Origin of the sequence: Rhodococcus sp. 27YEA15 (assembly GCF_049739425.1) — a bacterium.
Taxonomy (GTDB): Bacteria; Actinomycetota; Actinomycetes; order Mycobacteriales; family Mycobacteriaceae; genus Rhodococcus_F.
On record NZ_JBMHHW010000001.1, the window covers coordinates 3,620,732 to 3,633,653 of the forward strand.

The 12,922-nt window shown below is 63.1% G+C and carries 15 protein-coding genes and 4 tRNA genes; 2 read left to right on the forward strand and 17 right to left on the reverse strand.

Translation table 11 applies throughout. From position 1 onward, the window contains the following. Positions 1-69: 69 nt before the first annotated feature. The 13 genes from rplJ to ABH922_RS16845 form a co-directional block, all read right to left on the reverse strand. Positions 70-666 carry a 50S ribosomal protein L10 gene (rplJ, locus tag ABH922_RS16785; RefSeq protein ID WP_424807988.1) on the reverse strand — a complete coding sequence of 199 codons (597 nt, stop codon included), beginning with the start codon at positions 664-666 and terminating at the stop codon, positions 70-72. A gap of 336 nt (positions 667-1,002) precedes the next feature. After that, positions 1,003-1,695 carry a hypothetical protein gene (locus ABH922_RS16790; RefSeq protein WP_424807989.1) on the reverse strand — a complete coding sequence of 231 codons (693 nt, stop codon included), beginning with the start codon at positions 1,693-1,695 and terminating at the stop codon, positions 1,003-1,005. 129 nt (positions 1,696-1,824) lie between these two features. After that, the gene (gene rplA, locus ABH922_RS16795; protein ID WP_424807990.1) at positions 1,825-2,538 is read right to left on the reverse strand and encodes a 50S ribosomal protein L1; all 714 of its coding nucleotides are present in this window, start codon (positions 2,536-2,538) and stop codon (positions 1,825-1,827) included. Positions 2,539-2,693: 155 nt separating this feature from the next. Further along, positions 2,694-3,128 carry a 50S ribosomal protein L11 gene (gene rplK / locus ABH922_RS16800; RefSeq protein ID WP_424807991.1) on the reverse strand — a complete coding sequence of 145 codons (435 nt, stop codon included), beginning with the start codon at positions 3,126-3,128 and terminating at the stop codon, positions 2,694-2,696. 67 nt (positions 3,129-3,195) lie between these two features. After that, positions 3,196-4,095: a transcription termination/antitermination protein NusG gene (gene nusG, locus ABH922_RS16805; protein WP_424807992.1), complete on the reverse strand. Its 900-nt coding sequence runs from the start codon at positions 4,093-4,095 to the stop codon at positions 3,196-3,198. Positions 4,096-4,179: 84 nt separating this feature from the next. Continuing rightward, complete coding sequence (gene secE / locus ABH922_RS16810; protein ID WP_424807993.1) at positions 4,180-4,668, reverse strand: preprotein translocase subunit SecE; 489 nt, start codon at positions 4,666-4,668, stop codon at positions 4,180-4,182. Positions 4,669-4,699: 31 nt separating this feature from the next. Further along, positions 4,700-4,772: transfer RNA gene (locus tag ABH922_RS16815), tRNA-Trp, on the reverse strand. Positions 4,773-4,945: 173 nt separating this feature from the next. Further along, positions 4,946-5,371, reverse strand: coding sequence for a (3R)-hydroxyacyl-ACP dehydratase subunit HadB (gene hadB / locus ABH922_RS16820; RefSeq protein WP_424807994.1), 426 nt, complete (start codon positions 5,369-5,371; stop codon positions 4,946-4,948). Then, on the reverse strand, positions 5,358-5,843 hold the full coding sequence (gene hadA / locus ABH922_RS16825) for a (3R)-hydroxyacyl-ACP dehydratase subunit HadA (protein WP_424809699.1): 486 nt from the start codon (positions 5,841-5,843) through the stop codon (positions 5,358-5,360). Before hadA ends, hadB begins: the two co-directional genes overlap by 14 nt. A 149-nt stretch (positions 5,844-5,992) precedes the next feature. Beyond that, entirely contained in the window at positions 5,993-6,160 is a 168-nt protein-coding gene (gene rpmG, locus ABH922_RS16830; protein ID WP_005252089.1) for a 50S ribosomal protein L33, read from the reverse strand. Positions 6,161-6,221: 61 nt separating this feature from the next. Continuing rightward, positions 6,222-6,294: transfer RNA gene (locus ABH922_RS16835), tRNA-Met, on the reverse strand. Between the two features lie 45 nt (positions 6,295-6,339). Then, a tRNA-Thr gene (locus ABH922_RS16840) sits at positions 6,340-6,412 on the reverse strand. Positions 6,413-6,737: 325 nt separating this feature from the next. After that, a tRNA-Tyr gene (locus tag ABH922_RS16845) sits at positions 6,738-6,820 on the reverse strand. Positions 6,821-7,043: 223 nt separating this feature from the next. Between ABH922_RS16845 and ABH922_RS16850 the strand changes: the two genes are divergently transcribed. After that, a complete protein-coding gene (locus tag ABH922_RS16850; protein ID WP_424807995.1) occupies positions 7,044-7,535 on the forward strand; it encodes a YajQ family cyclic di-GMP-binding protein in 492 nt (163 codons plus the stop codon). Positions 7,536-7,600: 65 nt separating this feature from the next. Here the strand turns inward: ABH922_RS16850 and htpX are convergent, their stop codons facing one another. Beyond that, entirely contained in the window at positions 7,601-8,464 is an 864-nt protein-coding gene (gene htpX / locus ABH922_RS16855) for a zinc metalloprotease HtpX (protein WP_424809700.1), read from the reverse strand. A 130-nt stretch (positions 8,465-8,594) separates the two neighbouring features. Next, complete coding sequence (locus tag ABH922_RS16860; RefSeq protein ID WP_424809701.1) at positions 8,595-9,644, reverse strand: polyprenyl synthetase family protein; 1,050 nt, start codon at positions 9,642-9,644, stop codon at positions 8,595-8,597. Between the two features lie 104 nt (positions 9,645-9,748). Between ABH922_RS16860 and ABH922_RS16865 the strand changes: the two genes are divergently transcribed. Beyond that, entirely contained in the window at positions 9,749-11,011 is a 1,263-nt protein-coding gene (locus tag ABH922_RS16865; protein ID WP_424807996.1) for a geranylgeranyl reductase family protein, read from the forward strand. 3 nt (positions 11,012-11,014) lie between these two features. Here ABH922_RS16865 and ABH922_RS16870 read toward each other — a convergent pair whose 3' ends face one another. Continuing rightward, the gene (locus ABH922_RS16870) at positions 11,015-11,713 is read right to left on the reverse strand and encodes a demethylmenaquinone methyltransferase (RefSeq protein ID WP_424807997.1); all 699 of its coding nucleotides are present in this window, start codon (positions 11,711-11,713) and stop codon (positions 11,015-11,017) included. 37 nt (positions 11,714-11,750) lie between these two features. Continuing rightward, positions 11,751-12,896, reverse strand: coding sequence for a glycosyltransferase family 4 protein (locus ABH922_RS16875; RefSeq protein ID WP_424807998.1), 1,146 nt, complete (start codon positions 12,894-12,896; stop codon positions 11,751-11,753). Between the last annotated feature and the right edge of the window lie 26 nt (positions 12,897-12,922).

Here is a 12,922-nt window from a genome sequence, read left to right on the forward strand (position 1 = left end):
CCTTCCTGTAAGTCCCATGTCGCTGATCCGCGACCGGGCGGGGTTATAGCAGTGATGCGCGGGTGCGGATCAGCTTTCGGCTTCGGTCTCCGCCGGAGCCTCGGTGGCAGCCTCGTCGACCGACGCTGCCGGAGCCTCTGCGGCTCCGCCTTCTGCGGCCTTCTTCTCCTGCAGAGCAGCAGCCAAACGGGCAAACTGCGAAGCGGGAGCGTTGAACAGGCCTGCGGCCTTTGCCAAGTTGCCCTTCATCGCGCCGGCAAGCTTGGCCAACAGGATCTCGCGGGATTCGAGATCCGCGATCTTGTTGACCTCGTCCACGGACAGCGCAGCGCCGTCCATGTAGCCGCCCTTGATGATGAGCGCCTTGTTGTCCTTTGCGAAGTTCTTCAGAGCCTTCGCAGCGTCGACCGGCTCGCCCTTGATGAATGCAATGGCGGTCGGACCGACGAACAGGTCATCAAGGCCCTCGATGCCGGCCTCTGCGGCGGCACGCTTGACCAGGGTGTTCTTGGCGACGGAGTAGGTGGCACCTTCTCCGAGAGCGCGTCGCAGTGTCGTGATGTTACCGACCGAAAGACCACGGTATTCCGTGACCACAGCGGCGGTCGAACCCTTGAACTGCTCGGTGATTTCCGCAACTGCGGAAACCTTCTCAGGCTTTGCCATACTTCGCCTCCTCTCGTGAGCGTCGTTATCCCACTCAAAAACCGTTACCGATCCGAGAAAATGCAAAACGCCCCGGCGCACAGCGCACGGGGCGTACAGAGGAGACTTGAAGAAGAGGCCTACCGCTCTCACGGCACATCCACAACATCAAGCAATCCCCCTACCTCGTTCACCTGCGTGGGTCGCCGAACACTGCCGGACTTTCGACCGCACTCGAAACAAGTGCGATAACCAACGGTCTTGGGTAGAACATGATTTCGGGGTGAAGTTCAGATTCAGCACTGAACTCCGCGTCGAAGACTACCTCGAGTAGCCCCACATCACCAATTCGTGCGGTCACGCCCCGATCGCGCCCGCGATCTTTCGTTCGATTTCCGCCACCGCACGGTCCGGAAGTACGAGCAATCCGTCGAGCTCCTTGTGCGCCCGCCGATACGCACTCTGCCGCTCCTGCGGCGTCGCCCCCTCGTCCATCGCCAACCGCAGCAACCGCTGAGCCCGCACCAGGCGCTCCTGCTCCTCGAGACCGAATCCGCTTCGCCGACGGCGCTTCGCCTCCGCCTCGGCGATCTCGAAGGCAATGACGTACGCGTGCACCGCTTCTCGGTACTCGACCTGCGCCTGCACGTTACCGAGCATCGTCTCCGGATTACCCGGCCGCAGCAGATCGGCCCGATGCTTGGCGCGGTGAAAGTCGGCTGTCAAAGGCTCCCGCATATCCGTCATCATCGGGGTGTCCAGCAACGTCACCGGATCGAGCTCGTACGAAAACCACCGTGCATCCACCTCGTCGTGCCGCCCGACGGACTTCGAGACGTCGCGACGTTGCGTCTCCACATCCGTCTGGTACTGAGCATTGGCCTGCGCAATCGCCACCTTCGTCTGCTGCTTCAATCGGAAGCGCTCCTGACGCCGCTCGATCCGGCGCTCGTTCGCCACCCCGATGCCCTTCACAGCCCCACCGACGGTGCCACCGAAGACGAAAATCAACCACCAGTACTGGCCGACAGTTTGGAGCAGTTGGTTCATGACCCGATGATGCCACCGGAGAACGGAAATGTCGGGCCGGGCTGCCCGAACGGCCAGGACAGACACGACAGACAAAAGAAGGGCCGGTAGGAAAAATTTCCTACCGGCCCTTCCGCACACACGAACTGTTTACGCGTCGTCCTCGAGGAGGTTGCGGGTACGGTTCGGATCCACCGGGATGCCCGGACCGGTGGTGGTCGAGACCGTGACCTTCTTGACGTAACGTCCCTTTGCCGACGAAGGCTTCGCACGCAGGATCTCGTCCAGAGCGGCGCCGTAGTTCTCCACCAGCTTGGCATCGTCGAACGATGCCTTACCGATGACGAAGTGCAGGTTGGCCTGCTTGTCGACGCGGAAGTTGATCTTGCCGCCCTTGATGTCGTTGACAGCCTTCGTGACATCCGCCGTGACGGTGCCCGTCTTCGGGTTCGGCATCAGGCCACGCGGTCCGAGGACACGGGCGATGCGGCCGACCTTGGCCATCTGATCAGGGGTCGCGATAGCGGCGTCGAAATCAGTCCAGCCGCCCTGGATACGCTCGATCAGGTCTTCTGCACCGACGACGTCAGCACCTGCAGCTTCTGCTTCTGCTGCCTTCTCGCCCACGGCGAACACGACGACGCGAGCCGTCTTGCCGGTGCCGTGCGGGAGGTTGACCGTCCCGCGGACCATCTGGTCCGCCTTGCGCGGGTCGACACCGAGACGGACCGCAACCTCGACGGTTGCATCCATCTTCGACGACGACGTCTCCTTGGCGAGCTTTGCAGCCTGCAGGGGGCTGTAGAGCGCGTCTGCGTCGATCTTCTCAGCGGCGGCGAGGTACGCCTTGCTGCGCTTTGCCATTTCTTCTGTCCTTACTTCTCACCGCGGCGAACTTCGACATGCGAAGTATCGAACCGCGATGGTGACTGGTTCAGTAGTGGTCGGGGCCTGGCCGGCCCTCCCACGCTGTGCTTGTGTAGCGGGCTGTGTCAGCCCACCAGGAGGAGCGGGACTTGTCAGCCCTGGACCGTGATGCCCATGGAACGAGCGGTGCCGGCGATGATCTTCGCGGCCTGCTCGATGTCATTGGCATTGAGGTCTTCAGCCTTGGTCTTCGCGATTTCGCGCACCTGATCCATGGTCACCGTGGCGACCTTGGTCTTGTGCGGTTCACCGGAGCCCTTGGCAACGCCGGCCGCTTTGAGGAGCAGCTTGGCGGCAGGCGGGGTCTTCAGCTTGAAATCGAAGGTCCGGTCTTCGTAAACCGAGATCTCGACCGGCACGACGTTGCCGCGCTGGGACTCAGTCGCCGCGTTGTAGGCCTTGCAGAACTCCATGATGTTCACGCCGTGCTGACCGAGCGCAGGACCCACTGGAGGTGCAGGGTTAGCCTGACCTGCCTGGATCTGCAGCTTGATGAGCCCGGCGAGCTTCTTCTTCTTTGGGGGCATCTCTAGTTCCTAGTTTCTAGCTCGGGTGTGTGTCTTGCGTGGTGCAATGCAAGTGTGTGGGGGGTCGTCAGAGCTTCGCGACCTGATTGAAGTTGAGCTCGACCGGCGTCTCACGACCGAAGATCGACACGAGAACCTTGAGCTTCTGCTGCTCGCCGTTGACCTCGCTGATACTGGCCGGAAGAGTCGCGAACGGGCCGTCCATGACGGTCACCGACTCGCCGACCTCGAAATCGACCTCGATGACGGGCTTGCCGAAGGTCTCGGGCTGAGCCTCGCCTGCCGCGACGGCAGCCGCGGCGGCCTGCTGCTTCTTCTGCTCCTGCTGCGGAAGCAGGAACTTGACGACCTCGTTGAGGGTCAGCGGCGACGGACGTGACGTTGCGCCGACGAAACCGGTAACGCCCGGCGTGTTACGCACCGCGCCCCACGACTCGTCGTTCAGCTCCATACGAACCAGGATGTAGCCGGGCAGAACCTTGCGGTTGACCTGCTTGCGCTGGCCGTTCTTGATCTCGGTGACCTCTTCGGTGGGAACTTCCACCTGGAAGATGTAGTCGCCGACGTCCAGGTTCTGGACTCGGGTCTCGAGGTTGGTCTTGACCTTGTTCTCGTAACCGGCGTACGAGTGAATGACGTACCAGTCACCAGGCGCGCGACGCAAAGCCGCCTTCAACTCGGCAACCGGATCCTCGACCTCGATCTCGGCAACCGGAGCAGCCTCGTCGGAGTTCTCGGCATCGTCGGAAATGACGTCCTCGGTCGCTTCGGTGTCGGCCGATACGTCGGCAGCGTCTACATCGACGCCTTCGGCAACGTCCACATCGGTGCCTTCGGCAACGTCCACATCGGTGCCTTCGGCAACGTCCACATCGGTGCCTTCGGCAACGTCCACATCGGTGCCTTCGGCAACCACGACGTCCACTTCGGCCAAAGCCTCATTCGTGTCGTTCTCGGGGGTGCTCACTGGGGCACTCGCTTCCTCTCGTTACTCGGACCCGGGACGGGTCTTTCTCGCGCTCGCAGGCAGGGATGACCGCAGATTCGGCAATCAGCCGAACAGCCAGGTGACACCCTTGATGACGGCGATGTCGAAGCCGCCGATGAATGCCACCATGAACACGACGAATGCCAGAACGACACTGGTGTAGGTGACCATCTGCTTGCGATTGGGCCAGATGACCTTGCGGAGCTCTGCGATGACCTCACGGAAGAACTTACGAAGGCGCTTGAAGATGTTGTCCTTCTTCACCTTCGGCTTCGTGGTAGAGCTCGCAGCTCCTGCCCGCGTGGTGGCGGTCCGAACCGGTGTCTTCACGGTGGACACACCGGCCGAAGCACCGCGCGTGGCGCGCTTACCGGTCGGCCTGGTGGAATCCCTGCTCGATGCAGACGAGCTTTTCGCCTCGTCTTTGGTCAGCGACAGATCGGAACGCGTCGTCGCGTCAGCTGCAGTGTCGTCGACACCGGTGGAATCGGCAGACGTGGACGTCTCCGAATCCGAAGTGTCGGCGTCGCGCTTGGCGCGCTCCTCGCTCACGTCGTTCCTCTCAGTCGCTGGCATCCGGGGGCAGGGGCGACAGGACTTGAACCTGCAACCTGCGGTTTTGGAGACCGCTGCTCTGCCAGTTGAGCTACGCCCCTTTGGTTGACACCCGGCAGATAATTCTACCTGCGTCAACCGCTCTGCGATCACACAACATACGCGCCACCCCCGTTGAATGTCTTGAAACATTCAGGGCAGCGCGCAGCGCTGAGGAATCCCAGAAATCTCAGTGTACTTCAAAGCCCCGGAACAAACACAATCCGCCCTGCGATCAGGCGAGACGGACCGTGGCAGTGGCGCGACCGAAAATCTTCTTTCCGTCGGACTTCGCCACGATTGCCAGTACTGCAGTCTTGCTTTCCTCGTCGACCGACTTCACCTTCGCGGTGAACTCGATCTCGGCCGCCTTGTCGGCAGCCACGAGAACCGGACTCGTGAACCGTACATTGTACTCGGTCACTGCGCCAGGATCCCCGAGCCATTCGGTGACGTAACCGGCACCGAGACCCATCGACAGCATGCCGTGTGCGACCACGTCCGGCAAACCGGCGAGCCGCGCGACACCGTCGCTGAAGTGAATCGGGTTGGGATCTCCCGACACGCCGGTGTAGTTGGCGAGGTTGCCCCGAGTGAGAGTCACGACCTTCTCAGGAAGAAGATCACCGACGCTCACCTCGGAAAATTCACGATGCGACATGCATCACCACATCCTTCACAGCGTGCAGAATGTTCTCGTCCACCACACCACCGGTGCGGGCGACAAGAGTGGTCCACGTGGTGACCACCTCTTCGCCGTCCTGATCGGTGACGATGTTCTTGGTCACGATGATGTCGCTACCTGCGGCCTGCCTGAACGAGTCCAGGTAGACGTCACAGAAGAGTCGGTCACCGACCTTCATCGGCTTGTGCAGAACCAAGCGCTGATCCGTTTGCAGAATCTGACTCAGGTCGTAACCGGTGATGATCTCGTCGAACAAACGCCGCTGCGCAATAGCCCCCACGATCGCGACGAACGTCACGGGTGCGATCAGACCGTCGTATCCGAGACCCTTGGCTGCGGCCTCGTCGTGATGCGCAGGATGTGCATCCTGAACCGCACGAGCGAACTCACGCACCTTCTCGCGACCGACCTCGTAGAAGTCTTCGGCTCGATAGTGGTGACCGACCATCTTGACGGCGTGAGCGGCCGGGTCCTCGTGGACCACGGCCGCTGCCTTGTGCTCTTGCAAATCTGTCACGTAGAAACTCACTCCCGACTAGAACCCGAATACGCAGTCCCTGGAAGGGTCTTCCGCGACAATCGCAGTCCGGCGAAGGACTACTTCGATTCGCGGTGCGACTGGTGGGTTCCGCAGTTGGGGCAGAACTTCTTGATCTCCAAGCGATCGGGGTCGTTGCGCCGATTCTTCTTGGTGATGTAATTGCGGTGCTTGCATACCTCGCAGGCCAAGGTGATCTTGGGCCGAACGTCGGTCGAGGAGGCCACGGGATGCCTACTTTCGGGTGTATCTGATTACGAACAATCAGGGTGGATCATGCATATTGTGTAGCGGTGACCGGACTTGAACCGGCGACGCAACGATTATGAGTCGTTTGCTCTACCAACTGAGCTACACCGCCTCGGTGTCGAGTGTCGCGCGGTTAGCACGGCACCACAATCCAGCGAGCCCCCTAACGGAATCGAACCGTTGACCTTTTCCTTACCATGGAAACGCTCTGCCGACTGAGCTAAGGGGGCGTGGCTTCCGGAGTGCGTTGCCGCTCTCTTGAAGCCTCCGAAAGATTACACACGAACGACCGTCAGCACCAAATCCGCTGGTCATTGGGGCAAAACTGGCACTGGAGACCATTGTTGCACCCATTCGAGCCGCCGGCTAGAGAACGAATGGCGCCCGAACATTCCCTGCACACGACAGGGGCGACAAACCGAGCCATCCCTGAACATCCGAAACTGCCGACGGCGCGCCGGTCCGCGCGCCCGTTCATGGAACCGCCGTCGCCTACCGAGAGAGCGCACAACGAAGTCAGCCCCGATCCTCGGTGAGGATCGGGGCTGACTCGGGTGGCAGATGTAGGATTCGAACCTACGTAGGCATAAGCCGACGGATTTACAGTCCGCTCCCATTGGCCGCTCGGGCAATCTGCCGTGCTCGCACCTGGTCTCGATCCGACACACCCGCGATTGAATCGCGGCGAGCAGCGGCCGAGAACGGCTTCCTTGGTGCGGTGAGAAGAATACAACGAACACACCCCCATTTTGCAAACCGGGTGGTGAGCGCCCCTGCCAACCCGATACCGTCGAGTGGTCCGCCGTCGTGAACGGCAGATGAATTCGATATTCGACAACTACCGGGAAGCAGGAGTGTGAAGTGGCTGATTCGTCCTTCGACGTCGTGAGCAAAGTAGACCGTCAAGAGGTGGACAACGCCCTGCATCAAGCTGCCAAGGAGCTGACCACCCGCTTCGATTTCCGGAACACCGGAGCGTCGATCGAGTGGTCGGGGGAAGAGACGATCACTCTCAATGCCGACACCGAGGAGCGCCTGTTGGCTGCACTCGACGTGTTCAAGGAGAAGCTGATCCGTCGGGACATCTCCCTGAAAGCCTTCGATGCCGGCGAGCCCGCCCAGTCCGGAAAGATCTACAAGCTGTCCGGAACCCTGGTTCAGGGCATCACGAGCGAGAACGCGAAGAAGATCACCAAGAAGATCCGTGACGAGGGCCCCAAGGGCGTCAAGGCACAGATCCAGGGTGAAGAGTTGCGCGTGAGCAGCAAGAAGCGCGACGACCTCCAGGAGATCATCGCGCTACTCAAGGGTGAGGACTTCGGGATTGCCCTGCAGTTCGTGAACTACAGGTAGGAGCCGGGCCCCTGCGCGCCTTCGGTAGTCGGAACTACCACAAGGCGCACAGGGGCCTTCACCCCCTACATCCCCGCCATACGTTCCAGACGCTCGATCCGGTCCGCCATCGGCGGGTGTGTGGAAAACAGCTTGCCGACCTTCTCACCCGCCCGGAAAGGGTTGGCGATCATCAGGTGAGACTGCGCCGCGAGCTTCGGCTCCGGCGGAAGCGGCGCGGCAGCTACCCCCACCTCCAGCTTGCGCAACGCTGACGCCAACGCCAGCGGATCCCCGGTGAGTTCGGCACCCGACTGGTCGGCCTGATACTCCCGCGAGCGCGAAACGGCCAGCTTGACCACGGTGGCGGCGATCGGACCCAGCAGCGAGACCAACAACAGTGCGATCGGATTCGCCCCCTGCCCGTTCCCGCGGCCCCCGAACATACCGGCAAACATCGCGAAGTTGGCCAGACCCGAGATGACACTGGCCATCGCCCCGGCAACCGACGAGATCAAGATGTCGCGGTTGTAAACGTGGGACAGCTCGTGACCGAGCACTGCCCGCAATTCACGTTCGTTGAGGATCTGCATGATTCCGCTGGTCACGCACACCGCCGCATGACGGGGATTGCGACCGGTCGCGAACGCGTTCGGCGCATTGGTCGGGCTCACGTACAACCGCGGCATCGGTTGATGGGCGATCGTTGCCAACTCCCGCACTATCCGATAGATCTGCGGGGCTTCCACTTCGGTGACGGGCTGCGCCCGCATCGAACGCAACGCGAGTTTGTCGCTGTTGAAGTACACGTAGGCGTTCATGCCCACCGCGAACACGACCGCGAACAGCACGACCGTCGAACTGTGGAACAACGAGCCGACGAATACGATCAGCGCCGACATCCCCACCAGCAACCCGAACGTTTTCGCTCCGTTTGCGTAGCCGTGCAACTCGCTCACCCTCTCGTCTCGATCGAACTCCCCCACCCGTGAAAACACTGGTCCACGTCGTGCGGTTCTTCGATGTCAACGAAGGGCGACGGCATCCGGGTTCCCGTCCGGACCATCAGCCGAGAACGTGTCAGCCGACGCGGCCGACCGTGTAGTCGATCAAACGCACGAGAGCCTCGTTGGCCGGACCCTGCGGAAGTTCTGCGAGTTGAGCCTTCGCGGCATCGGCGTACTCGACGAGCTTCGCCTTCGCCTTGGCCATGCCTGGCGAGCGCTCGAGGAGCGCGAGCGCCTCCTCGACCAGGGCGTCGTCGGTCACCGGGCCGTCGAGAATCTCGCGCAACCGATCCGCGTCGGGGCCTTCTTCCCGGAATGCGTACAGCACGGGCAACGTGAAGACGCCCTCCCGCAGATCGGTACCGGGGGTCTTCCCGGACTGGGCAGCGACCGACGAGATGTCGATGATGTCGTCGGTGATCTGAAATGCCGTGCCGACGGCGTCACCGAGACGCTCGAGGCGTTCGATATGTGCAGCGTCGGCGCCGGAGAACGTTCCACCGAAACGCCCGGATGCGGCGATCAGCGAGCCGGTCTTCTCCCACACCACCTTGAGATAGTGCTCGATCGGATCCTGTTCCTGCGTGACGCCGATGGTCTCGCGCATCTGCCCTGTGACCAGCTCGGCAAAGGTTTCGGCGATGATCCGAACGGCCTCGGGACCGAGCGTCGAGACCAGGCGTGAGGCATGCGCGAACAGATAGTCACCGGCCAGGATGGCGATGCTGTTACCCCACCGGGAATTCGCACTGGGAGCGCCACGCCGCATCGAGGCCTCGTCCATCACGTCATCGTGATAGAGCGTCGCCAGATGCACGAGTTCGGTGACCGTCGCGGCCGTGACCACAGCCGGAGCGGTGGGCTCCGGACCCAGTTGAGCCGTCAGAATCGTGAAGAGCGGACGAAAACGCTTCCCACCGGCCCGTGCCAGATGCAGTGCAGCTTCGGTCAGGAAGTCCTCACCGTCGGACAATTCGTCGACCAAGAGCTTCTCGACATCGGAGAGTCCGGTGCGGACCACTGCAGCAAGCTGTGCGTCGCCCAGTTCGACGCCGGCTACGACGGTGCTCGCTTCCGTGTCGTCGGCAGCGGTCTTTTCGGTGCTCACGATGTCAGTACCCATTCCTGTCGTCAGTGACGGCTCGGTTCCCACGGTAGTGAACCTAGCGGTTGGCCCGCAGGTCGGCCTCGCCACGGTCACTATCGCGGGCCTGGGAAGATGTGAGTGTGCCTGCCGACGAACAGTCCCCCGCCTCCGTTTCACCACCCACCGAAACCGACATTGTGGTCATCGGCGCTGGTCCTGCAGGTTCTGCAGCGGCTGCGTGGGCTGCCCGGTCCGGCCGCGACGTCGTCATCGTCGACGCGGCCGTCTTCCCTCGGGACAAGACGTGTGGTGACGGGCTCACACCGCGCGCGGTTGCCGAGCTGGATCTCCTGGGTCTCGGGCAGTGGGTTCGATCACACACCACCAATCGTGGGCTTCGGCTGTCCGGCTTCGGGCAGGAACTCGAACTCGAGTGGCCCGGAACGTCGTTTCCGGCCATCGGCAGTGCAATTCCGCGCACCGAATTAGACGACAAGTTGAGGCGCTGCGCCGTCGAATCCGGTGCAGTGATGGTCGAGGGCACCAAAGCGGTCGACATCGAGGAGGACGGCGGCCGGGTGACCGGCGTCGTGCTGGTGGGGCCGACCGGGCGAAGCGTCCTACGCTGCACCACCTTGATCGTCGCGGACGGCGTGCGATCGACGCTGGGAAAGAAGTTGGGGCGCGAATGGCATCGGGACACCGCGTACGGAGTCGCCGCCCGCGCTTATGTGGCGACGCCACGCAGCGCCGATCCGTGGATCACGTCGCATCTCGAACTCCGAGACTCCGCAGGCACTCTGCAGGCCGGTTACGGCTGGATCTTCCCTCTCGGTACCGGAGAGGTGAACATCGGTGTGGGAACCCTCGCGACGTCGAAGCGCCCGGCGCCCGGAGCGCTCCGGCCGCTGCTCGATCTGTACACCGACCAACGTCGCGACGAATGGCGGTGGACCGGTGACATCCACGATGTCGCGTCGGCCCTACTACCCATGGGTGGTGCGGTCTCGAACATCGCGGGACCCAACTGGGCCATCGTCGGTGACGCCGCGGCCTGCGTGAATCCACTCAACGGTGAAGGCATCGACTACGGCCTCGAAGGCGGACGCCTCCTCGTCGAACATCTGGACGCCGACGACCTGACGACGCTCTGGCCGAATGTACTCCGTGAGCACTACGGACAGGCCTTCTCGATCGCCCGACGGCTTGCGGGTCTACTCACCGTTCCCAGGTTCCTACCAGCCTCCGGCCCGGTGGCGATGCGCTCGCGAGCGCTGATGACCGTCGCGGTGCGGGTGATGGGCAATCTCGTCACCGACGCCGACGCCGACCTGACCGCTCGCGCCTGGCGTGGCGCCGGGGCGGCATCGCGCCGGATCGACTCGAGGCCGCTGTTCGGCTGACCGTCAGGCAGTGGCGTAGTGCAGCGCGACGACGCCGCCGGTGAGGTTGCGCCACTTGACGTTCTTCCACCCGGCAGCGGCGATCTTGCCGGCGAGTTGTTCTTGCGTCGGCCAGGCCCGTATCGATTCGGCAAGGTAGACGTAGGCATCGGGGTTGCTACTGACGGCCCGCGCGACCTGCGGCAACGCCTTCATCAGGTATTCCATGTACACCGTCCGGAAGGGGCCGAAGACGGGGGTGGAGAACTCACTGACGACCAGACGTCCACCCGGCTTGGTCACGCGGGCGATCTCGCGCAGACCCGCCTCGAAATCCGAGACGTTACGTAGACCGAAGGAGATGGTGGCGGCGTCGAACACGTCGTCGGCGTAGGGCAAGTTCATCGCATCGCCGGCCACCATGGGTATCCGGCGGGAGCTTCCGGCTTTCAGCATGCCCTTGGAGAAGTCGGTGGCAACGCACCAGGCACCGGAACGCCCCAACTCGACTGTCGAGACGCCGGTTCCGGCGGCGAGGTCCAGAACCTTCTCGCCCGGTTTCAGATCGAGGGCAGCACGGGTGGCTCGACGCCAGCTGCGGTCCTGACCGAAGGACAGCACGGTGTTGGTGAGGTCGTACCGTTCAGCGACGTCGTCGAACATCGACGCAACTTCGTGCGGTTGTTTTTCGAGAGTTGCCCGGTTTCCGTGTGTTGTGGCCACAGCGCAAACGCTACCAACTGTCACGGCGGCGGCGGGTTCAGGCTGCTCGGGCCTGTGAGTGCCGGTGCAGACCTTGCACGTCGTCGTAGTGACGGAGCAGTTCCTCGCAGATGGCGGGCCAGGTCCGGTGCAGCACCGACTGCCGTGCCGCCGTCCCCATCTGCGCCCGTCGCTCTCGGCGACGCAAGGCGTCGATCACTCCGGGCAACGCCTGTCCGAACCCCTCGACCGGCAGCAGGTATCCGTTGCGACGGTGCTCGATCAGATCCCGCGGACCGCCTGCATCCGGCCCGACGGCCGGTATCGCGCTGGCCAAGGCCTCTTGGACGGCCTGGCAGAACGTTTCGTGCTCGCCGGGGTGCACGAACACGTCCAGGCTCGCGTACGCGGCGGCGAGTTCGTCACCACCGAGTTGACCGGTGAAGATCGCGCCCGGCATCGACCGTTGCAGTTCCCCGCGGTCGGGGCCGTCGCCGACGACGACGATCTGCACGCTCGGATCTGCGGCGAGCACCGCCAACCGCTCGACATGCTTTTCCGGAGCGAGCCGTCCGACGAATCCGACGACCAGCCGATCGCTGTCACCGATCCAGGATCGGCGCAGCGCCACGCTCCGACGCGACGGTGCGAACTGCTGGGCGTCGACGCCACGTGCCCAGCGGTACACGCGAGGAATGCGGTGCTCTTCGAGGGCGTCGACGGCCGCGGTGGACGGGGCGAGTGTCCGATCGCAACTCTTGTGGATTCGCCGCGTCCACGCCCAGGCGGCGCGGCTGGTGACGCCGAGACCGTAGCTTTCGGCGAATCCGGCGACGTCGGTCTGGTAGACCGCGACGGTGGGGATGTCCAGATACCTGGCGACGCCGACTCCCCCGGCGCCGAGCAGGAACGGTGACGCCAGATGCATGACGTGCGGCGCGAAGGCCCGCACTGCGGCGTTCACCCTCGGCATCGGCACGCCGACGGGCAACGAGCTGACCTTGGGGACCATGACCGCAGGGACCCGAACGACGGGGATGCCGTCGTGTTCGGTGGGCGCCGAACTGGCGGTGCCGATCGTGTCCGGGGCGATCACCATGGCGTCGTGGCCGGTGCGGCCCAGGTGTTCGAGCACGCGAAGCACCGAGTTGGTGACGCCGTTCATGTTGGGCAGGAAGGACTCCGCAACTATGGCAACTCTCACACGTCGACGGTGACAGCGCCGGGCGT

Bases quoted from the DNA above. Each gene is read 5' to 3' on its own strand.
- rplJ (WP_424807988.1), bottom strand. From the start codon at position 666: ATGGCAAAGCCTGAGAAGGTTTCCGCAGTTGCGGAAATCACCGAGCAG.
- ABH922_RS16790 (WP_424807989.1), bottom strand. From the start codon at position 1,695: ATGAACCAACTGCTCCAAACTGTCGGCCAGTACTGGTGGTTGATTTTC.
- rplA (WP_424807990.1), bottom strand. From the start codon at position 2,538: ATGGCAAAGCGCAGCAAGGCGTACCTCGCCGCCGCTGAGAAGATCGAC.
- rplK (WP_424807991.1), bottom strand. From the start codon at position 3,128: ATGCCCCCAAAGAAGAAGAAGCTCGCCGGGCTCATCAAGCTGCAGATC.
- hadB (WP_424807994.1), bottom strand. From the start codon at position 5,371: ATGTCGCATCGTGAATTTTCCGAGGTGAGCGTCGGTGATCTTCTTCCT.
- hadA (WP_424809699.1), bottom strand. From the start codon at position 5,843: ATGGTCGGTCACCACTATCGAGCCGAAGACTTCTACGAGGTCGGTCGC.
- ABH922_RS16860 (WP_424809701.1), bottom strand. From the start codon at position 9,644: ATGGGTACTGACATCGTGAGCACCGAAAAGACCGCTGCCGACGACACG.